Annotated in this window: 18 protein-coding genes; 7 read left to right on the plus strand and 11 right to left on the minus strand. The window is 72.9% G+C overall.

Annotated features, from left to right (window positions below):
• Positions 1 to 3: 3 nt before the first annotated feature.
• Positions 4 to 1,599, minus strand: a complete 1,596-nt coding sequence (locus CRP30_RS11955; RefSeq protein ID WP_097184229.1) for a 4-coumarate--CoA ligase family protein — start codon at positions 1,597 to 1,599, stop codon at positions 4 to 6.
• Between the two features lie 83 nt (positions 1,600 to 1,682).
• Positions 1,683 to 2,108, minus strand: coding sequence for a PaaI family thioesterase (locus CRP30_RS11960; protein WP_097184230.1), 426 nt, complete (start codon positions 2,106 to 2,108; stop codon positions 1,683 to 1,685).
• A gap of 75 nt (positions 2,109 to 2,183) precedes the next feature.
• Here CRP30_RS11960 and CRP30_RS11965 point away from each other — a divergent pair, with 75 nt between their 5' ends.
• Positions 2,184 to 2,684 (plus strand): cupin domain-containing protein, encoded by a 501-nt coding sequence (locus tag CRP30_RS11965; RefSeq protein ID WP_097184231.1) that lies wholly within the window; start codon positions 2,184 to 2,186, stop codon positions 2,682 to 2,684.
• A 157-nt stretch (positions 2,685 to 2,841) separates the two neighbouring features.
• Here CRP30_RS11965 and folP read toward each other — a convergent pair whose 3' ends face one another.
• Entirely contained in the window at positions 2,842 to 3,702 is an 861-nt protein-coding gene (folP, locus tag CRP30_RS11970) for a dihydropteroate synthase (protein ID WP_097184232.1), read from the minus strand.
• 68 nt (positions 3,703 to 3,770) lie between these two features.
• Between folP and CRP30_RS11975 the strand changes: the two genes are divergently transcribed.
• Positions 3,771 to 4,232: a MaoC family dehydratase gene (locus tag CRP30_RS11975; RefSeq protein ID WP_097184233.1), complete on the plus strand. Its 462-nt coding sequence runs from the start codon at positions 3,771 to 3,773 to the stop codon at positions 4,230 to 4,232.
• A gap of 60 nt (positions 4,233 to 4,292) precedes the next feature.
• Here the strand turns inward: CRP30_RS11975 and CRP30_RS11980 are convergent, their stop codons facing one another.
• The 5 genes from CRP30_RS11980 to CRP30_RS12000 all read right to left on the minus strand — a co-directional run bounded on the left by CRP30_RS11980 (position 4,293) and on the right by CRP30_RS12000 (position 8,091).
• A complete protein-coding gene (locus CRP30_RS11980) occupies positions 4,293 to 4,625 on the minus strand; it encodes a hypothetical protein (RefSeq protein ID WP_097184234.1) in 333 nt (110 codons plus the stop codon).
• A 102-nt stretch (positions 4,626 to 4,727) separates the two neighbouring features.
• Positions 4,728 to 5,984: a serine hydrolase domain-containing protein gene (locus CRP30_RS11985; protein WP_097184235.1), complete on the minus strand. Its 1,257-nt coding sequence runs from the start codon at positions 5,982 to 5,984 to the stop codon at positions 4,728 to 4,730.
• 190 nt (positions 5,985 to 6,174) lie between these two features.
• Positions 6,175 to 6,459, minus strand: a complete 285-nt coding sequence (locus CRP30_RS11990; RefSeq protein WP_097184236.1) for an HU family DNA-binding protein — start codon at positions 6,457 to 6,459, stop codon at positions 6,175 to 6,177.
• A gap of 297 nt (positions 6,460 to 6,756) precedes the next feature.
• On the minus strand, positions 6,757 to 6,930 hold the full coding sequence (locus CRP30_RS11995; protein WP_097184237.1) for a DUF1059 domain-containing protein: 174 nt from the start codon (positions 6,928 to 6,930) through the stop codon (positions 6,757 to 6,759).
• A gap of 63 nt (positions 6,931 to 6,993) precedes the next feature.
• A complete protein-coding gene (locus CRP30_RS12000; RefSeq protein WP_097184238.1) occupies positions 6,994 to 8,091 on the minus strand; it encodes an EAL domain-containing protein in 1,098 nt (365 codons plus the stop codon).
• Between the two features lie 189 nt (positions 8,092 to 8,280).
• Here CRP30_RS12000 and CRP30_RS12005 point away from each other — a divergent pair, with 189 nt between their 5' ends.
• Positions 8,281 to 11,010 (plus strand): SpoIIE family protein phosphatase, encoded by a 2,730-nt coding sequence (locus CRP30_RS12005; RefSeq protein WP_097184239.1) that lies wholly within the window; start codon positions 8,281 to 8,283, stop codon positions 11,008 to 11,010.
• Here CRP30_RS12005 and CRP30_RS12010 read toward each other — a convergent pair.
• From CRP30_RS12010 to CRP30_RS12020, 3 genes are all read right to left on the minus strand, one after another.
• Positions 11,007 to 11,705, minus strand: coding sequence for a trimeric intracellular cation channel family protein (locus CRP30_RS12010; protein ID WP_097184240.1), 699 nt, complete (start codon positions 11,703 to 11,705; stop codon positions 11,007 to 11,009). The genes CRP30_RS12005 and CRP30_RS12010 overlap by 4 nt on opposite strands.
• Positions 11,706 to 11,871: 166 nt before the next feature.
• Positions 11,872 to 13,923 (minus strand): acyl-CoA dehydrogenase family protein, encoded by a 2,052-nt coding sequence (locus CRP30_RS12015; protein ID WP_097184241.1) that lies wholly within the window; start codon positions 13,921 to 13,923, stop codon positions 11,872 to 11,874.
• A complete protein-coding gene (locus CRP30_RS12020) occupies positions 13,920 to 14,615 on the minus strand; it encodes a TetR family transcriptional regulator (protein ID WP_255407342.1) in 696 nt (231 codons plus the stop codon). The genes CRP30_RS12015 and CRP30_RS12020 overlap by 4 nt, the downstream gene beginning before the upstream one ends.
• Before the next feature lie 118 nt (positions 14,616 to 14,733).
• On the opposite strand from CRP30_RS12020, the gene CRP30_RS12025 reads away from it, so the two are divergent.
• The 4 genes from CRP30_RS12025 (at position 14,734) to CRP30_RS12040 (ending at position 19,569) form a co-directional block, all read left to right on the plus strand.
• Positions 14,734 to 16,032, plus strand: coding sequence for an acetyl-CoA C-acetyltransferase (locus CRP30_RS12025; protein WP_097184243.1), 1,299 nt, complete (start codon positions 14,734 to 14,736; stop codon positions 16,030 to 16,032).
• 73 nt (positions 16,033 to 16,105) lie between these two features.
• The gene (locus CRP30_RS12030; RefSeq protein ID WP_097184244.1) at positions 16,106 to 17,461 is read left to right on the plus strand and encodes a 3-oxoacyl-ACP reductase; all 1,356 of its coding nucleotides are present in this window, start codon (positions 16,106 to 16,108) and stop codon (positions 17,459 to 17,461) included.
• 1 nt (position 17,462) lies between these two features.
• Entirely contained in the window at positions 17,463 to 18,317 is an 855-nt protein-coding gene (locus tag CRP30_RS12035) for a MaoC family dehydratase (protein WP_097184245.1), read from the plus strand.
• A 37-nt stretch (positions 18,318 to 18,354) separates the two neighbouring features.
• Positions 18,355 to 19,569 carry an acyl-CoA dehydrogenase family protein gene (locus CRP30_RS12040; RefSeq protein ID WP_097184246.1) on the plus strand — a complete coding sequence of 405 codons (1,215 nt, stop codon included), beginning with the start codon at positions 18,355 to 18,357 and terminating at the stop codon, positions 19,567 to 19,569.
• The last annotated feature ends 185 nt before the right edge of the window (positions 19,570 to 19,754 follow it).

The following is a 19,754-nucleotide window of genomic DNA, read 5'->3' on the forward strand; positions in this document are numbered from 1 at the left end:
GCGTCAGCGGGCCTTGAGGTCCTTGCGCAGGATCTTGCCGGCGGCCGACTTCGGCACCGCGTCGATGAACTCGACGAAGCGCACCTTCTTGTGCGGCGCGACCTTGACGGCCATGTACTCCATGACCGCCTCCTCCGTCAGCTCCGAACCCGGGGCGCGGACGACGAACGCCTTGGGCAGCTCCTCGCCGCTCTCCTTGTCCGGCACACCGATGACCGCCGCGTCGGCGATCTCGTCGTGGCCGATCAGCACGGCCTCGAGCTCGGCCGGGGCCACCTGGTAGCCCTTGTACTTGATCAGCTCCTTGACGCGGTCCACCACGGTGTAGCGGCCCTCGTCGTCGACGATCGCGACGTCCCCGGTGTGCAGCCAGCCCTCGCCGTCGACCGTGTTCGTCGTCGCCTCGGCGTTGTTGAGGTAGCCCTTCATCACCTGCGGGCCGCGGATCCACAGCTCACCGCGCTCGCCCGGGGCGGCGTCCTCGCCCGTGCCCGGGTCGATCAGCCGGCACTCGGTGTTGGGCACCGCGTAGCCGACCGAGCCCTTGGGGACGTCGGTCTGCGAGCCGGGCGGCTCGCAACCGGGGTCGGGGGACGTGTGCGAGACCGGGGACAGCTCGGTCATCCCGTAGCCCTGACCGACGTTGACGCCGTCCGCCGCGCCCTTGCGCAGCCGGTTCTGGGCGGCGAGCGCCAGCTGCTCGTCGAGCGGGGCGGCACCGGAGAGGATCGACGTCAGCGACGACAGGTCGTACTGGTCGACCAGCGGGTGCTTGGCCATGGCCAGCAGGATCGGCGGGGCGACGAATGCCCGGGTGATCTTCTGGTCCTGGATGGTGCGCAGGAAGTCCTCGAGGTCGAAGCGGGGAAGGGTCACCACCGCGCCGCCCCACGCCAGGCCCTGGTTCATCAGCACGGTCAGGCCGTAGATGTGGAAGAACGGCAGGACGGCGATGATCCGCTCGTCCTCGCCCAGGCTGATCAGCGGCCGGCACTGCGCCACGTTGGCCACCAGGTTGCGGTGGGTGAGCATGACGCCCTTGGGCAGGCCGGTCGTGCCGCTCGAGTAGGGCAGCGTGACCAGGTCGTTCGCCGGGTCGATGTCCACCTGGACCGACGGAGCGTCGGCGCCCAGCAGGTCGAACAGGTTGGCGTGCCCCTCGGCGCCGTCCAGCACGACGATTTCGTCGAGCGGCGACTTCTCGGCCGCCGCTTTCGCGCGGTCGAGGAACAGCGAGATGGTGATCAGGACCTTCGCGCCGGAGTCCTTGAGCTGGAACGCGATCTCGTCGGGCGTGTAGAGCGAGTTGATCGGGCTCATCACGCAGCCGGCGGCGGCGATCCCGTGGAAGACCACCGGGAACCAGGGCGTGTTGGGGCAGAACACCGCGACGACGTCGCCCTTGCGCAGGCCGCGGGCGTGCAGGTTCGCGGCGACCCGGTCGACGTAGGCGGCCAGCTGACCGTGCGTGATCACGTCACCCTTGAGGCCGTCGATCAGAGCGGGCGCGTCGGGCCGGTCCTTGCCGGCCGCGAGCACGAACTCGGGCACCGACAGGTTCGGGATCTCGACATCGGGATACGGGCTGGCCAGGGCCACGGTGGTCCTCCTCAGTGCTGGTGTGGCGCCAGTCTCACACCTGGAGTGTCCGCCGCCACAGGGGGGTTACCCGCCAGTTCGGTTCATCGGGGCCAGAGCACCGACTGCGTGCAGCGGAACAGCGCGAGCGTCTTCCCCGACTCCGCGTTCGTCACCACGGCGTCCCAGACCTGCGTCGTCCGGCCGGCGTGCACGTTGGTGGCGGTGCAGGCGATCCGCCCCTCGCGCGCCGTCCCCAGGTGGTTGCTCTTGAGCTCGATCGTGGTGAAGCCGCTGGCTCCCTCGGGCAGCAGCGCGCGGGTGGGCAGCCCGCAGCTGGTGTCGGCGAGCGTGACGACGGTGCCCGCGTGCAGGTAGCCGTTCGGGGCCAGCAGCTCGGGGCGGACGTCGAGGTGGCTGGTGAGCCGCCCCCGCTCGTGGGTGTCGATGACGATGCCCAGGAGCCCGGGGAAGGTGCCCGGGAGGAGGGCGTTGAGCTCGTCGGCGGTGTGGAACCCGGTGGCGGCCATGCGGGGCAACCTAACCCGGTCTCCCGGCACCCCGACGGCGGTAGCGTGCGCCCGCATCCCCTCGTGGAGGTCCCGATGGACGACGCGGTCATGGCAGCAGCGCGCATCCTCCGGGCGGGCGACGGCGAGCCGCTGGGCGACCCGGCCGGCGTCCGCGACCGGTTCATGATCGACGGCGGCGACGCGGGCGGCCGGTTCGCGCTCGTGCAGCACCTGTTCCCGCCGAGGGCCCTGCTCGCGCCGCTGCACCGGCACCACCTGGAGGACGAGTACTCCTACGTCCTGTCGGGGCGCATCGGCGGGATCCTGGGCGAGCAGGAGGTGGTCGCCGAGCCCGGAGACCTCGTGTTCAAGCCGCGCAACCAGTGGCACACGATGTGGAACGCCTCCGACGAGCCCGCGGCCGTCCTCGAGCTGATCTCCCCGGCGGGGCTCGAGCAGTTCTTCCGCTGGATCGACTCGCAGACGGAGTTCCCATCACCGGAGGAACTGGCCGAGAAGGGCGCGCCCTACCGGTGCGACGTCGACCCGGAGCGGACCGGCGCCCTGATCGAGCGGCACGGCCTGCGGTTCTGAGCCGCCGTCCTCGCCCTCGGTCCGCCGACCTCGCGTTGCAGGGTGAGGTCGGCGGCCGTACCGCGAGGTCGACGGGCTCAACGGCCTTCGTTCCGGTGCGGCGACGTCCTCCCGCGCGGTACGGAGCCCTGATCAGGAGACCTGATCAACAGCGCCGTCAGGCGAGGCCGCGGACGGTGCGGACGGGGGCCCGGTCGCCGCGGATCGAGGCCACCATGTCCAGCGTCTGCCGGGTGGCGGCGACGTCGTGCGCCCGGAAGACCCGCGCCCCCAGCCACGCGCTCACCGACGTCGCGGCGAGCGTGCCGGTGAGCCGCTCCTCGAGCGGGACGTCGAGGGTCTCGCCCACGAAGTCCTTGTTCGACAGCGCCACGAGCACCGGCCAGCCGGTCGCGACCAGCTCGTCGAGCCGGCGGGTGGCCTCCAGGGAGTGCCGGGTGTTCTTCCCGAAGTCGTGCCCCGGATCGACCAGCACGCGCTCGCGGTCGACCCCCGCGGCGACGGCGGCCTCGGCCAGCGCCGTCGTCCGGCGGACGATGTCGGCGACGACGTCGTCGTAGGCCACTCGATGCGGGCGGGTGCGTGGCGGCAGCCCGCCGGCGTGCGTGCAGACGATGCCCGCGCCCGCCTCGGCGGCGACGGCGGCCAGCTCCGGGTCGACCCCGCCCCAGGCGTCGTTGACGACGTCGGCGCCGGCGGCGAGGGCCTCCTTCGCGACGGACGCCCGCCAGGTGTCGATCGAGATCGGCAACGCGGGGTGGGCGGCACGGATCGCGGCGACCAGGTCGACGGTCCGGCGGATCTCCTCGGCGGCGTCGACGTCCTCGCCCGGCGCGGCCTTCACCCCGCCGACGTCGACCATGTCGGCGCCCTCGGCGACCACCCGGTCGACGCGCTCCAGCGCGGCTCCCATGGCGTACGTGGCCCCGCGGTCGTAGAACGAGTCGGGTGTCCGGTTCACGATCGCCATCAGCACGAACGCGCCGTGCGGCACGTCCAGCGCACCGATCCGGAGCAACCCGTGCCTCCCTCGACGACGCCGGTGTGGTGGAGTGCGCCAACGTAGTCGAGTCGGAGGAGACTTCCATGGCGCAGACCACCGTCGAAGGCATCGAGGGCGTGCAGGGACTGGTCGGGCAGCACCTCGGCCACAGCGACTGGGTGGAGATCACCCAGGAGCAGGTGAACCGGTTCGCCGACGCCACCGGCGACCACCAGTGGATCCACGTCGACCCCGAGCGGGCGGCGAAGGAGAGCCCGTTCGGCGGCCCGATCGCCCACGGCTACCTGACGCTGTCGCTGATCCCGTCGCTGGTTCCGCAGATCATCGAGATCACCGGCTTCCGCATGGGCGTGAACTACGGCACCGAGAGGGTGCGCTTCCCGTCGCCGGTACCCGTGGGCGCGCGCGTGCGCGCCGGTGCGACCCTCGAGGCCGCGACGCCGTTCGACGGCGGCGTCGCGATGAACCTCGGCGTCACGATGGAGATCGAGGGCGGGACCAAGCCGGCGATGGTCGCCACCGTCGTCTACCGCCGCTACCTCTGAGGCCCCCGGTGCAGGGGCCCGCCGCGCGCGTGCGAGCGGTGGGGGAAGCGGGGTCCTTCGTCACAGCTGGAGGATCTGCGCCGCGGTGAGGTAGGCCGCGGACACACCGTCCGGGTCGTGCAGATCCCCGGGATGCTCCACCGTCGCCCGGGCACGTCCGCGGACCGCGGCGCCGGGGTCCTCGGCCACGAGATCGATGCACAGCCCGGCGACGACGGCGTCGGCGTCGTGCTCGTCCAGGCCGTCCAGTGCGAGGCCGTCGTGGAGCAGTGTCGCCGCCTCGCGGAACACCTCACGGGCCAGTTCGGGGTCCACGTCGGGCCGCGCCCGTGCCACCGCCTCCGCGGCTGCGAGGAACTGGTCGAACGGCGGTCCCGCGGCGCCGAGGGCCATGCCGCGAAGGTCCCAGGGTGCCCCCGCCCCGGCAAGCGGTTATCGGCACCCTGCAGGGGCCCGACGCGAGCTTGCGAGTGGTGGGGGGCAGGGGGTCCCTTCTCAGTCGACGAGGGCCTGGTTGACCAGCTGCCGCAGGTGGTTGCGGATCGGCAGGGTGCTCGAGGGCAGCAGTTGCGTGTAGAAGGTGACGGTCACGTCCTCGACCGGGTCCACGTAGAACGCCGTCGACGCCGCCCCGCCCCAGCTGTAGTCGCCGAGGCTGGCGACGACGCCGTAGCGGGCGGGGTCGATGATCATCGAGAACCCGAGACCGAAGCCGACCCCGCGCAGCGGCGTCTCGGCGAACAGCGGCCGCCCGAACGTCTCGAGGTCCTGGTTGCCCGGGATGTGGTTGCCGACCATGTGCGCGATCGTGCGGGGCCCGAGCAGGCGGCCGCCGTCGTAGGAGCCGCCGCGGCGCAGCAGCTCCACGAACCGCAGGTAGTCGCCCGCGGTGGACACCAGCCCGCCGCCGCCGGACAGGAACGTCGGCTTGGCGCGCGCCGCGGCGTCGAACGCCTCGAGGAGGGCGAATCCGGTGGCCGCGCCGCCGGGCTCGCCGGGGACGGCGCCGTAGAGGCGGGCCAGCGACTCGCCGTCGTCCTCCGGGCGCAGGCCGAACGACGTCTCCCGCATCCCGAGCGGCGCGAAGATCCGAGAGGCGAAGAACTCGTCCAGCGGCTGCCCGGAGAGCACCTCCACCAGTCGGCCGAGCACATCGGTGGACACGCCGTAGTTCCACTCGGTGCCCGGCTGGAAGACCAGCGGGACCGAGGCCCACTGCCGGCAGACCTCGGCGGAGTCGGCACCGGGCGGGGTGCCCCACTCGTGCCCCATCGCCCGGTACATCGCGTCGACCGGGTGGGCGTGGTGGAAGCCGTAGGTGAGGCCGGACATGTGGGTGAGCAGGTGCCGCACGCGGATCGGCTCGACCTGCGGTGCGGTGACGGGCTTCATCGCCGATCCGGCCACGTAGACGCGGGTCTCGGCGAACTCCGGCAGCCACTTGGCGATGGGGTCGTTCAGCTCGAACGCGCCCTCCTCGTACAGCATCATCGCCGCGACCGAGGTGACCGGCTTGGTCATGGAGAAGATCCGCCAGCGGGTGTCCTCCTCCACCGGCAGGGCGTTCTCGACGTCCCGCAGGCCCTGTCGCCCGACGTGCACGAGCTTCCCGTGCCGCGCGACGGTGACCAGGAAGCCCGGGAGCTGCCCGTCGTCCACCCAGCGGGCCAGCCGTCGGTCGATGCGCCCGAGCCGGGCGGGGTCGAAGCCGACCTCTGCGGGGTCGGTGCTCACGGTCAGGTCGCTGGCCACGGGAGGCCCCCATGTCTGTCGATGGCGCCCGGAGGGCCGTCCGCCGTCGGGCGGCCCCTGCACCCGCATCCTGGCCCACGACGCTGTGGGCCGGACCACACGGGTCAGGAAGCCGCCCGACGGCGGAGGTGTGGCCCCGTCCGGAGGCTCGCCCTGAGCTTGCGAAGGGTGAGAGGGACGGGGTCCTTCGTCAGACCGGGACGGAGCTGGCGGCCTTCTTGAGGTTCGAGCCGGCGGTCACCTTGACGGTGTTCGCGGCGGGGATGTCGATCGACTCGCCGGTCTGCGGGTTGCGGCCGGTGCGCGCCGAGCGCTGCGTGCGCTCGACGGTCAGCAGGCCGGAGACGGCGACCTTGTCGCCGCGGGTGATCGCGTCGACGAGCTCCTCCTGGAGCCCGGCCAGGACGGAGTCCACGGTCGAGGCGGGGACGTCGGCGCGCTTGGCGATGGCGGAGACCAGTTCGGCCTTGTTCATGAGGTTCCTCTCGTGTGTGCGGTGGCAGGTGCCAGGGCTCGGCACGCGGCCGGCTTCTTCCCCCGGTGGGGACCACCCGGCGTCCGCGCACGGGGCGCGGGGCAGGGCTCGCCCCCCGGTCTTCTGGGAAGGCGGACCCCGGGCACCGTGCCATGTCCGCCTGGGTCCTGGCCACCCAGGGGTCCCCGGAAGGCCGCGTGACGACACGGGACGACACGCTGACCACACCCGTACCAGGCCGGGGAACGACGACGACCGGGCTGCGGACAGCCCGGTCGTCGGTGGTGCGTTGCTCGCTCAGACGCTGACGATGCGGTCCCGGACGGCCTGGACCAGCTCGGGCGTGATGCCGGTGACGCCGTGGTCGGCGGCCGCATGGCCGGCGACCTGGCCGAAGATGCCGTCCTCGTCGGCGGCGGAGAAGCGGGCGCCGCAGCCGGGGATGACGTCTCCGCAGGCGAAGGTCTTCATGGGGTGGACTCCTTGTCGTCGTGCTTCCGGGGTGAGCAGCCGGCCGAGGGCCGGGGCAGGGGGTCAGCTGCGCCGGGGGGCGGCGGCCGCGAGGTCCTCGATGCGCAGCAGGCCCAGCACGTGGCCGGACCGGTCGGTGCAGAGGACGGGGTCGAAACGGACGGCGGGCGGGCGGGTCAGGGCCCGCTGGAGCGCCTCGGTGATGTCGGTGGTCGGGTGGACGCGCAGGGAGACCGGGGCCTCGTAGGTGTCCCCGGTCCGGGGGTCGTGCAGCACCAGCACCGTCGGCTCGCCCTGGGCGCCGAGCAGCACGACGGGCGGGACGGCGGGCAGCTCCTCGTCCGGAGCGTGCTGGCGGATCGGGCGGATCAGCCCTGCCACGGTGTCGGAGAGCCGGGCCCGGGCCACCTGTGCCCGGACGAGCTCGGTGGCCTCGGCCGACAACGGCGCGAAACCGGCCGAGGGACGGCCGAGCAGCCAGCCCTGCGCCAGCGGGACGCCGAGCTGGGCGAAGGCGGCCAGCTCGGCGGGCGTCTCGATGCCCTCCGCGAGCAGCCAGGCGTCGATGCGCCCGGCGAACTCGCCGAGCATCTCGGCCAGTGCCACCCGCACCGGATCGGTGTCGGCGTCGCTGACCAGCGCGCGGTCGAGCTTCACCACCTGCGGGCGCAGGGCGGCGAGCTGCTGCAGGCCCGAGTAGCCGCTCCCGGCGTCGTCGAGCGCGATGAGGGCGCCGCGGGCACGCAGCTCGTCGCACTGGCGGCGGAGGGCGGTGAGGTCGTGGACCGGCGTGTGCTCGGTCAGCTCGACGACGACGCGGCGCAGGTCGGGGCGGGTGGCGAGAGCGTCCTGTACCGGGGTGGAGCCGAGGATGTGCGGGCTGACGTTCACGGTGAGGAAGGTGTCGGCGGGCAGGGCGTCGACGACGGCGAGCGCCTTGTGGACGGCCAGCGCCTCGAGCTCGGCGGCGATCCCGGCCTCGGCGGCGGCGGCGAACCAGACGTCGGGTCCCGCCGCGCCGGGGAACCGCGCCAGGGCCTCGTAGCCGGCGATCGTGGCGCCCGCGAGGTCGACGATGGGCTGGAAGACCAGCGTCAGGTCATCGGGGTCGGCGAGCAGCGGACGGCAGTCCGGGAGACGCGCCGTGTGCGTGCCGAGCATGGGAGTCCATCGGCCGGCGGGCCCGATTCCTTGACCTGGTGATTCGTGCCTCACCCCGCTGGGGGAACGCGTCACTGCGCGTCACGGCGATGGGCGCGGCCCCGGCAGGGGGCCCCGGGCGTGTCAGCATTACGCTCGACCAGCGCTCGGCCGGTCGTTCGCAAGGACAGCGGAGGGGGGCGGACAGCCATGTCCGAGGATGCCGCGCGCCCCGAACCGGATGCTCTCCGGGACCCGCACCGCATCGCGGCGGCGCGCCGCCTGCTCGCCGAGGTCTCCGGCCCGGCCGCCTACGACCGGCTCTCGAACCTGGCCGCCCGGCTGCTCGGCGTGGGGCACGCCAAGGTCACCATCTTCACCGACCAGGACACCGTCGTCGGCGGCTTCGGGCTGCCGCCGGGGGTGATCGGTGGGCCGGCGCTGCTGACCGGCGCGCTCTCGGCCATCACCGTGCGCCAGCGCCGCCCGCTCGCGATCGACTCCGCGCAGGACGACGAGCGGGTGGCCGACCTCCCCGCGGTCACCTCGGGACAGGTGCGGGCCTACCTGGGCGCCCCCCTCGTCGCGGACTCGGGCCACGTCGTCGGTGTGCTGGCGGTGTACGACACGGAGCGGCAGGCGTGGTCCGACGACGCCGCGGAACTGCTGGACGAGCTGGGGGCCTCCGTGGTCGCCGAGCTCGAACTGGCGGCCGCCCGCACCGCCATCGGCACGTCCCTGGCCCGGCTCGACGTCGCCCTCGAGGCCAGTTCGGTCGGCACCTGGGAGGTCGACCTCGTCCGCAACAGCATGGACTGGGACGAGCGGTGCGCCGCGATCTTCGGCTACGAGGGCGCGGTCAACCTGCCCATGGACCGGCTGTTCGCCGAGCACGTGCACCCTGACGACCGCGAGGCCGCGCAGGCCGCGATGCAGGCGGCGATCGAGGCCCGGGCCCAGTACACGGTGGAAGTGCGCGTCGTCCGGGCCGGCGACGGCGGCATCCGCTGGACGGTGTCCCGCGGCCGGGTCCTGGCGAACCCCGACGGCGAGCCGGTCCGGATCCTGGGCACCGTCCTCGACGTCACCGACGCCCGCGAGGAGTCGGCCTCCCGGCTGGCCGCCATCCAGCGCGCAGCGGCGATCGCCGAGGTGGCGGCGCAGGCCGCCAACGCGGCCAGCATCGCCGAGCTGGCCGACATCACGCTGCGCGGCGCCGCCGTCCTCGGCGCGGAATCCGGCGGCGTCGCGGTCTTCGACCCCGAGGACGGGCTGCTGCGGGTGCACCTGGGCCACCGGCTCATCGCGTCCGTCCAGGCCGAGACGCACGAGCCGGTCCCGGCGGGCGGCCTCGTCATCGACCTGGACGACACGCTGCCCACGCAGTACACCGCGCGGACGGGCGAGCGGGTGCTCCTCGGTTCGGCGGCGGCCGGCGCGGAGCGTTACCCGGCGATGGCCCGGGTCACCGAGATCCTCGGCATCCATGCCCTGGCGTCCCTGCCCCTGGTCGTCGAGGGGCAGGTGCTCGGCAGTTTCGTGGCCACCTGGACGACCGACCACCACTTCAGCGACGAGGACGTCGAACTGCTCGACGGCCTCACCGCGCAGATCGCCCTGAGCGTCTCTCGCCTGCAGGCGGACACGCAGCGGGCCGCCGCGGTGGCGGCGATGGCCGACGCGAACCGGCAGGTGCAGCTGCTGGCCGACGCCGGCCGGGTCCTCTCCGGGACGCTCGACATCGACCAGCAGATCGAGCAGCTGGCCGAGCTGGTCGTGCCCACGCTCAGCGACTGGTGCTGGATCATGGTCACCGACGAGCAGGGGCGGCTCAACGGGATCGCCTCGGGTCACGGCGATCCGGCCCGGCGCGAGGAGCTGGCGGCCTTCATCCGCCGGATGGTCGGGGTCATGACGGAGGACGCGGGCGCACGGATCGTGGCGAGCACCGGGCGCCCCATGGTCATGCCGACGATCGACCCGGCGCACGTCGAGCGGGCGCTGCCGGACGCCGACGTGCGCGCGGCCCTGGACCGGCTGGGCGCGGCCTCGGGCGCCATCGTCCCGCTGGCGGCCCGCGGCCAGTCGCTCGGTGCGCTGGGCCTCTTCAGCGGGCCGGAGCGGTCGCCGCTGACCGCCGCCGAGGTGGACACCGCGATCGAGATCGGCCGCCGGGCCGGGCTCTCGCTGCAGCACGCCCGGCTCTTCGGCCAGCAGCGGGCCCTCGCCGACGCCCTCCAGCGCAGCATGCTGACGGAGCCGCCGCTGATGGACGGCTGCGAGGTGGTCGTCCGGTACGTGCCGGCCGCCGAGGGGGCCGAGATCGGCGGCGACTGGTACGACGCCTTCTTCGACAGGTCGGGCCTCCCGGTGCTGGCCATCGGCGACGTCGTCGGCCACGACACCCGCGCCGCCGCGGCCATGGGTCAGGTCCGCGGGCTGCTGCGCGGGATCAGCTTCTCCAGCGGCGGGACGCCCGCCGAGGTGCTCCGCCGGGTGGACAAGGCGGTCGAGGGGCTCGCCCTGGACACCATGGCCACTGCCCTGGTCGCCCGTCTCGAGCGGGACGACGACGGTGGCGGGACCATCCTGCGCTGGTCGAACGCCGGGCATCCGTCCGCGGTCCTGATCGACGCGGCCGGCGAGATCACCGTGCTCGAACCCAAGCCGGCCGACCTGTTGCTGGGCGTCTCGCCCGAGGCCGCGCGCGAGGACCACATCGAGCTGCTCGAGCGCGGTGCCACGGTCCTGCTGTACACCGACGGACTGGTCGAGCGGCGGGACCGCGACATCGACGCCGGCACCGACGCGCTGGTCGAGGCGCTGCGGGAGTCGGCCCACCTGCCCCTGGAGCAGCTCTGCGACCGGGTGCTGGACCGCCTGGTGCGGCCCGACGCGGAGGACGACGTGGCGGTGCTCGCCCTCCGGCTGAGCCGCTAGCTGTCGTCGTGCCGCCGGCGACGGCGGCGCCCCAGCCGGTTGCGCGCGTGCAGCGGCAGGTCGACGGCCACCGGGGCCTCCCAGCCGCGCCAGACGGAGAGGATCCTCAGTACGGCGACCAGGACGATCACGATGGCGGCGACGGGCAGCGGGTCGAGGCCGACCGGCCCGGCGAGCACGGTCAGCGCGGCGGCCCCGATGAGGGCGGCCACGGCGTTGTAGGGCCCGGGTTGCACGATGTCGGCGCGCTGGGCGAGCAGGACGTCCCGGATCACGGCGCCGCCGACCGCGGTCAGCGTGCCGATGAAGACGACCGAGGCGCTGGGGAGCCCGACGAGCTGCGCCTTCTGCGCCCCGATCACGGTGAAGAAGCCCAGCGTGACGGCGTCGAGCCCGACCAGCAGGGCGGTGAGGCGGGACATCCACCCGGAGAAGAAGAAGGTGACGCCCGCGGTGATGGCGACCGTCGGCAGGTAGGCCGGGTTGGTGAGTGCGACGGGGGGTCCCTCGGCCAGCAGGACGTCGCGGATGAGTCCGCCGCCCAGCCCCGTGCTGACCGCCAGCAGGAGCACGCCCGAGACGGCGAAGCCCTCGCGCGCGGCGAGCAGCCCGCCGGTCAGGGCGCCGATGACGATGGCGGTCAGGTCGACCGCGGCAGGGACCCGCAGTGCCTCGGTCGCCGCAAGGATCTCCACGGGCCGTCATTCTCCGTGCCCGGCGCCGCCGGGGTGCGCAGGCTCCCACTCCCGGTACACGGGAGCCCCGCCAGGGCACCCCACGCGCAGTCGTGCTCTGAGTCATCGGCGACTCAGAGCACGACTGTCCGCAGGGTGGCCCCCTGGCCGGGCTCGGCAGCCTCCGCTACTGGGCGGGGGCGACCTCGAGGGCGGTCGCCGTCCCCTCGGGGGCGTCCTCCCCGGTCGCAGCCTTCAGCTCGGCGTCGCGCGCCGCCATGGCCTCCTGGCGGTCGCCCTCCTCCTCGAGGATCTGCGCGGCCTTCCACGTCGGCGGGATGGCGAACCCGTCGACCAGCGTCACCATGTGCGGACGCAGCTGCTTGAGCAGCTGGTTCACCGTGCTGGTCAGCACCTTGGCGCGGGCCGGCGTCAGCTGGCCGTGCTCCATGAACCACGCCTTGTCCGCCTCGATGGTGGACAGGGCGTACAGGTCGCAGAGGGTGTCCAGCAGCTGCTGGGCCGCGGGGTCGGTGGCGCGGTCCACCCCGGCCACGAACGACTCCAGCACGACCCGCTCGATGTGCGTCTGCGCCGTCTTGAGCACGTGGTCCTGGACGTCGTTGAACATGTCGAACGGCGCCATGCCCTCGGTGGTCGAGTTCTTCCGCAGCCGCTTGATGGCGCCCTCGAGCGCGTGCTTCTCGCGGAACTCGAACATCTTCAGCTGCCAGCCGCGGTCGAGCATCGGCACGTCGTCGTCCCGGCCGGGGACGGCGTCGACGAGACGGGCGATCAGCGCCCGGGCCGCCGTCCGCTCCAGCACGGTCTCCCGGACCATGTCCGCGATGAAGCCGACGCGACCCCAGCCGTCCAGCGAGCCGAAGGTGTCGCGGTAGCCGGTCAGCAGGCCCTTGGCGACCAGCTGGAGCAGGACGGTGTTGTCGCCCTCGAAGGTGGTGAAGACGTCGGTGTCGGCCTTGAGGTGCGGCAGCCGGTTCTCCTGCAGGTAGCCGGCACCTCCGCACGCCTCGCGGCACATCTGGATGGTCGCCGTCGCGTGTGCCGTCTGGGCCACCTTGAGCCCGGCGGCCCGCGACTCCAGCTCCCGCTGGGCGTTCTCGTCGACCTCCTCGCCGTGCACGTGGACGGCGGTCTGGACATCGTGCATCGTCTCGACCAGGTGGCCCTGCGCGAAGTGCAGCGCGTACGTCTTGGCCAGCGCGGGCAGCAGCTTGCGCTGGTGGACGAGGTAGTCGTTGATGACGATCTCGCGGTCCTCGCCGGGGGCGGCGAACTGGCGGCGCACGTCGCCGTACCGGACGGCGATGTCCAGGGCCAGCTTGGTGGCCGAGGACGCCGAGCCACCGACGCTGACCCGGCCGCGGACCAGGGTGCCCAGCATGGTGAAGAAGCGACGGGTCTCGTTCTCGATCGACGAGGTGTAGGTGCCATCGGCGGCGACCTGGCCGTAGCGGTCCAGCAGCATGTCGCGCGGGACCGTGACGTGGTCGAAGCTCAGCCGGCCGTTGTCCACGCCGGGGAGTCCTGCCTTGGGGCCGTCGTCCCCGATCGTGACGCCCTCGCACGGCGTCCCGTCCTCGTTGCGGATCGGCACCAGCCAGGCGTGCACGCCGTGGTTCGTGCCCTGGGTGACGAGCTGGGCGAAGACGACGGCCATGCGCCCGTCCTTGGCCGCGTTGCCGATGTAGTCCTTGCGCGCGGCCTGGTGCGGGGTGTGCAGGTCGAAGGTCTCGGTGGCCGGGTCGTAGGTGCACGTCGTCCGCAGCTGCTGGACGTCGGACCCGTGACCGGTCTCGGTCATCGCGAAGCAACCCGGCAGGTCGAAGCTCATGACGTCGCGCAGGTACTTCTCGTGCTGCCGGCGGGTGCCCAGGAGCTCGAGCGCACCCCCGAACAGACCCCACTGGACGCCCGCCTTGACCATGAGGGAGAGGTCGGCGAAGGCGAGCATCTCGATGGACGTCACCGACGCGCCCGAGTCGGCCTCGCCGCCGAACTCCTTCGGGAAGCCGAAGCCGACGCGGCCGGAGTCGGCCAGCTTCTTGGCCGCCCGCGTGACCCGCTCGCGGGCCTCCTGCATCGTCTCGCCGTAGACCGGCAGGAAGTCCTGGTCGCCGAGGTTCTCGCGGGCGTCGCGGCGGACGTGCGCCCAGCGGCCGTCCAGGACCTCCTGGAGCGCCTTCGGGTCGACCGACGTGGGCAGGCTGTTCGTCACGTGTCCTCCTTGATGCGAGATGCGGTGGCGCGGGGTGCGGGCGTTCCGACAGCCGACAGGCCGGCCCAGGCGAGATCGGTCAGGTGTGCGGTGAGCTCGGAGCGGAGCATGGGGTGCCCGGCGCGCAGCCACCAGTCGGCGGCCGAGCGGACCATGCCGACGACACCGTGCCCCCAGGGCGCGGCGGCCCGCCGGTCGTGGCCGGCCCGCTCGAGCGCCGGGCCCACGATGGCGGCGGCCTGCTCGCCGACGAGGTCGGAGAGGCTGCTGATCGGGTCGCGGCCGGCCGGCCGGTCGAGGGCCTGCTGGTGTACGACGAACCGGTAGAGCTCCGGGTCTGCCTCGAGGAAGCCCAGATAGGTGTCGATCGCGGCAGCGACCATCTCCCGGGGCTCGTCGCTGCTCCCGATCGCGTCCCGGAGCTTGGGCAGGAGCTGCGCGGCGACCCGGTTGCAGACGGCGACGTAGAGCTCGGTGCGGTCGGCGAAGTGCCGGTAGACGACGGTCTTGCTGGTTCCCGCCTCCGCCGCGATCTCGTCCATCCCGACGCCTGCGCCGTGCCGTGAGACGGCGGCCACTGTCGCCTGGACGAGTTGTTCGCGGCGCTCGCGCCGGTGGTCGTCCCATCTCGAGTCGCGGCGGTCGCGGGTGCGCGCTATGTGTTCTGGGGCGCGGAGGTCGTCCGCAGGCACGTCGGGCTGCGCATCGACCTGCGACGAGCGTCTCACCGCCTCCGCTTTCATGTGAACCACAGTACCGCGTACTCTCAGTACCGGCCAACCGGCCGTTCATCACACTCTGGAGGTTCCGATGGCTGACACCTCGAAGCCAGCGACTCGCAAGGCCGCGATCGTCGGCGGGAACCGGATCCCGTTCGCCCGCTCCAACTCCGCCTACGCGCAGGCGTCGAACCAGGACATGCTGACCGCGACCATCGACGGGCTCGTCGCCCGCTTCGGTCTGCAGGACAAGCAGCTGGGCGAGGTGGTCGCCGGCGCCGTCCTCAAGCACGCGCGCGACTTCAACTTGACCCGCGAGTCCGTGCTCGGCTCGAAGCTCTCGGCCACCACGCCGGCCTACGACGTCCAGCAGGCCTGCGGCACGGGCCTGGAGGCGGCCATCCTGGTCGCCAACAAGATCGCGCTCGGCCAGATCGAGTCCGGCATCGCCGGCGGCGTGGACACCACCTCCGACGCCCCGCTCGCGGTGAGCGACGACCTGCGCCGCGTGCTGATCTCGCTGAACAACGCCAAGACCGTGCAGGACCGGCTCAAGGCACTGGCGAAGATCCGCCCCGGCATGATCGCCCCGGAGATCCCGCGCAACGCCGAGCCCCGCACCGGCCTGGCGATGGGGGACCACGCGGCCATCACCGCCAAGGAGTGGGAGATTGGCCGCGAGGAGCAGGACGAGCTCGCCGTCCGTTCCCACCACAACATGGCCGCCGCCTACGACCGGGGCTTCTTCGACGACCTGGTGACGCCGTTCCTGGGGCTGTCGCGCGACAACAACCTGCGCCCGGACTCCTCGCTGGAGAAGCTCTCGACGCTCAAGCCCGTCTTCGGCAAGGGCGACCCGGCCGCGACGATGACGGCGGGCAACTCGACGCCGCTGACCGACGGTGCCTCCACCGTCCTGCTGGCCTCCGACGAGTGGGCCGCCGAGAACGGCCTGCCGGTGCTCGCCCACCTGGTCGACGCCCAGACCGCGGCCGTCGACTACGTGCACGGCGGGGAGGGCCTGCTCATGGCGCCGGTGTACGCGATGCCGGTGATGCTGGCCCGCAACGGCCTCACGCTGCAGGACTTCGACTACTACGAGATCCACGAGGCGTTCGCGTCGACCGTCCTCGCGACGATGAAGGCGTGGGAGGACCCGGCGTTCTGCAAGGGCAAGCTGGGCCTCGACTCCCCGCTCGGCCCGATCGACCGGTCGAAGCTCAACGTCAACGGCTCGTCGCTCGCGGCCGGGCACCCGTTCGCCGCGACCGGCGGCCGGATCGTCGCCCAGCTGGCCAAGATGCTGCACGAGAAGGGGCCGGGCTCCCGTGGCCTGATCTCCATCTGCGCGGCCGGCGGCCAGGGCGTCGTCGCCATCCTCGAGTCCTGACCACCCGCCCCGAGGGGCCGAAGTGGCCACTTCGGCCCCCCGGACGGCACCCCGATCGAAGGGAACCCATCTCGTGAGCGACTGGTACCGCGACTTCGCGAACTCCGGCTTCGGCACCACCCTGGTCAAGCAGCTCGGGCTGCCCCGGCCCGCCGTCCTGCGCCGGTTCGAGCCCGGCCAGCCGCTGCTGCCCGGCCCGGCGATCATCGGCTCCGCGGGGGAGGGGCGGCTCCGCGAGGCCCTGACCGAGCTCCTGCGGGCCGAGGGCGTGCACGTGCAGTCGCCGGTCACCGCCGACGGCGCGACCGACGGCGAGAAGCCGGCCGCGGTGATCCTCGACGCGACCGGGCTGCGCACCCCCGGCGACCTGGCCAGCGCGCACGACTTCCTGAGCCCGGCCGTGAAGCGGCTGCGGGCCACCGGCCGGGTGCTGATCCTGGCCGACCCGCCGTCCGACGCCGACTCCCCGGCCCAGGCAGCGGCGCGCCAGGCGCTGGACGGGCTGGTCCGCTCCATGGCGAAGGAGCTCCGCGGCGGTTCCACCGCGAACCTGGTCCACGTCCCCGAGGGGGCGGAGGCCTCGATCGCCTCGCCGGTGCGCTTCTTCCTCTCCGGCCGCTCGGCCTACGTCGACGGCCAGGTCATGTCGGTCTCGCCGGCCGAGCTGCCGAAGGCCGACGACGACGAGCAGCTGCTGGCCGGCAAGGTCGCCGTGGTCACGGGCGCGGCGCGGGGGATCGGCGCCGCCATCGCGAAGGTGATGGCCCGCGACGGCGCCCACGTGGTGGCCGTCGACATCCCGGCCGCCGGCGACAAGCTCGCCGAGGTGGCCAACGAGATCGGCGGGACGGCGCTCCAGCTCGACATCACCGCCGCCGACGCCCCACAGCGGCTGATCGAGCACCTGCGGGAGCGCCACGGCGGGGTCGACGTCGTCGTCCACAACGCCGGGATCACCCGCGACAAGCTGCTGGTCAACATGGACGCCGCCCGCTGGAACTCGGTGATGGCGGTGAACCTGCAGGCCCAGCTGGACATCACGCAGGCGCTGCTGGACACCGAGGGTGCGCTCAAGCCGAACGCCCGGGTGGTCTGCGTGAGCTCGCAGTCGGGCATCGCCGGCAACCGCGGGCAGACCAACTACGCGGCGTCGAAGGCCGGCGTCATCGGCATGGTGCGCGCCTGGGCGCCGCAGTTCGCCGAGCGGGGCGCCACGATCAACGCCGTCGCCCCGGGCTTCATCGTCACCGAGATGACGGCGAAGATGCCCTTCGGCACCCGTGAGGTGGGGTCCCGGATCAACTCGCTGCAGCAGGGCGGGCTCCCGGTCGACGTCGCCGAGACCATCGCCTGGCTCTCCCAGCCGGGCAGCGGTGGGGTCAACGGGCAGACCGTGCGGGTGTGCGGCCAGTCGATGCTGGGGGCCTGACGTGGCGGTCACCGTCCTCGACCAGGCCCCGAACCTCGGTCAGCTGTACGCCAAGGCCGCCGTCACGGCGCGCGGCCGGGGCGGCGACCTGCCCGACACGCGGCTCGCGCGCCACGGCGTCCAGGTCGACCCGGCGCACCTGGCCGCCTACGCGCGGGTGTGCGGGATGCCGCTGAGCGACGTCCTGCCGGCGACCTACCCGCACATGCTCACCTTCCCGCTGCAGATGGCGCTGATGAGCGACCGCTCGTTCCCGCTCGCGCTGCCCGGGCTGGTGCACGTGCGCAACCGGATCGAGGTGCTCCGGGCCGTGCGGGCCCACGAGCCGCTCGACCTGGAGGTGTGGGCCGAGAACCTCGCCGCCCACCGCAGCGGCGCCGTCGTCGACCTCCGCGCCACGGTGTCGGCCGGGGGTGAGGAGGTCTGGCGGTCCACGTCCAGCTACCTGGCCCGCGGGGCGACGGCTCCCGACGGCGCGCCGCAGGCCGACGTCGAGGTCTCCGTCGGCGGCCTGGAGCGGGTGGTCGCGACCTGGCGCGTCCCGGACGACGCCGGGCGCCGCTACGCCAAGGTCTCCGGTGACGTGAACCCGATCCACCTGTCGGGGCTCACCGCCAAGGCGTTCGGGTTCAAGCGGGCGATCGCGCACGGGATGTGGGTCAAGGCCCGGGTGCTCGGCGCGCTGGCGGGTCGGCTGCCCGACGCCGTGACGGTCGACGTCCGGTTCACGAAGCCGCTGTTCCTCCCCTCGACGGTCACCCTCGCGACGGAGCAGCACGACGGCGGGTGGGACGTCGCCGTCCGCAACGAGAAGAGCGGGACCGAGCACGTCGTCGGGACCGTCCGCCCGCTGTAGTCAGCTCGAGGACCCCGTCCGGAGGAAGGCCCATCCCATGCCCGTCTCGTTCGACCTCACCGAGGACCAGCTCGAGCTGCAGAAGTGGGTGCACGAGTTCGCCGCGAACGTCGTCCGTCCGGCGGCGCACGAGTACGACGAGCGGGAGGCGTTCCCGTGGGAGGTCCTGCAGGAGGCGGCGAAGATCGGCCTGTACTCCCTCGACTTCTTCGCCACCCAGTGGTTCGACGAGTCCGGGCTCGGCATCCCGCTCACCATGGAGGAGCTCTTCTGGGGTGACGCCGGCATCGGCCTGGCGATCGTCGGCACCACTCTCGCCGCGGCGTCCGTGCGGGCCAACGGCACCGACGAGCAGGTCGGGCAGTGGATCCCGGCCATGTTCGGCACGGAAGCCGAGCCGAAGGTCGCCGCGTTCTGCTCGAGCGAGCCCGACGCGGGGTCCGACGTCGGCGCGATGCGCACCCGGGCGGTCTACGACGAGGCCTCCGATGAATGGGTGCTCACCGGCACCAAGACCTGGGCGACCAACGGCGGGATCGCCGACATCCACGTGGTGACCGCCGTCGTCGACCCGGAGCTGAAGGCCCGCGGGCACGCGAGCTTCGTCGTCCCGCCGGGCACACCGGGCATCAGCCAGGGGCAGAAGTTCCTCAAGCACGGCATCCGGGCCTCGCACACCGCCGAGGTCGTCCTCGACGACTGCCGGATCCCCGGCGACTGCCTGCTCGGCGGCCGGGAGAAGCTCGAGGAGCGTCTGGCGCGCGCCCGCGAGGGCGCGAAGAGCGGCCGCACCCAGCCGTCGATGGCCACCTTCGAGCGCACCCGGCCGGCCGTCGGCGCGCAGGCCGTCGGCGTCGCCCGCGCGGCCTACGACTACGCGCTGGAGTACGCCAGGCAGCGGGTGCAGTTCGGCCGGCCGATCATCGAGAACCAGTCGATCGCGTTCATGCTCGCCGACATGAAGACGTCCATCGACGCCGCCCGGCTGCTGGTCTGGCGCGCCGCGTGGATGGCCCGCGTCGGTCAGCAGTTCACCGCCGCCGAGGGCTCGATGTCCAAGCTGGTCGCGGGCGAGACCGCGGTCCGGGTGACGGAGAAGGCGATGCAGATCCTCGGCGGCAACGGCTACACGCGGGAGTACCCGGTGGAGCGCATGGCCCGCGACGCCAAGATCTACACGATCTTCGAGGGCACGTCGGAGATCCAGCGCCTGGTCATCGCCCGCACGATCTCCGGCGTCCACGTGCGTTGACCGGAAGCCGGACGGCGGGTTGCCGTGAACCGTTGTGCACAACGCCCCTGCCTCGCCTTGTGACTTCTCGTCCTGGCTCTCCGGCGCCCTGACCTGCTGGTTCGGGCCGATGATCTCGATCGGATAACGCCGCGCCCCACTGGTGGACGGGAGCGTGGCGGCACGGTTCCGGCCCCGCTCCGCGT

This window comes from Blastococcus haudaquaticus (assembly GCF_900230285.1).
Lineage (GTDB): Bacteria > Actinomycetota > Actinomycetes > Mycobacteriales > Geodermatophilaceae > Blastococcus_B > Blastococcus_B haudaquaticus.

Excerpts from the sequence above, each read along its gene's own strand:
- CRP30_RS12025 (WP_097184243.1), top strand. The coding sequence starts at position 14,734 with ATGGCTGACACCTCGAAGCCAGCGACTCGCAAGGCCGCGATCGTCGGC.
- CRP30_RS12000 (WP_097184238.1), bottom strand. The coding sequence starts at position 8,091 with ATGCTCGGCACGCACACGGCGCGTCTCCCGGACTGCCGTCCGCTGCTC.
- CRP30_RS11960 (WP_097184230.1), bottom strand. The coding sequence starts at position 2,108 with ATGGCCGCCACCGGGTTCCACACCGCCGACGAGCTCAACGCCCTCCTC.
- CRP30_RS11995 (WP_097184237.1), bottom strand. The coding sequence starts at position 6,930 with ATGAAGACCTTCGCCTGCGGAGACGTCATCCCCGGCTGCGGCGCCCGC.
- CRP30_RS11980 (WP_097184234.1), bottom strand. The coding sequence starts at position 4,625 with ATGGCCCTCGGCGCCGCGGGACCGCCGTTCGACCAGTTCCTCGCAGCC.
- CRP30_RS12005 (WP_097184239.1), top strand. The coding sequence starts at position 8,281 with ATGTCCGAGGATGCCGCGCGCCCCGAACCGGATGCTCTCCGGGACCCG.
- CRP30_RS11965 (WP_097184231.1), top strand. The coding sequence starts at position 2,184 with ATGGACGACGCGGTCATGGCAGCAGCGCGCATCCTCCGGGCGGGCGAC.
- CRP30_RS11975 (WP_097184233.1), top strand. The coding sequence starts at position 3,771 with ATGGCGCAGACCACCGTCGAAGGCATCGAGGGCGTGCAGGGACTGGTC.
- CRP30_RS11990 (WP_097184236.1), bottom strand. The coding sequence starts at position 6,459 with ATGAACAAGGCCGAACTGGTCTCCGCCATCGCCAAGCGCGCCGACGTC.
- CRP30_RS12040 (WP_097184246.1), top strand. The coding sequence starts at position 18,355 with ATGCCCGTCTCGTTCGACCTCACCGAGGACCAGCTCGAGCTGCAGAAG.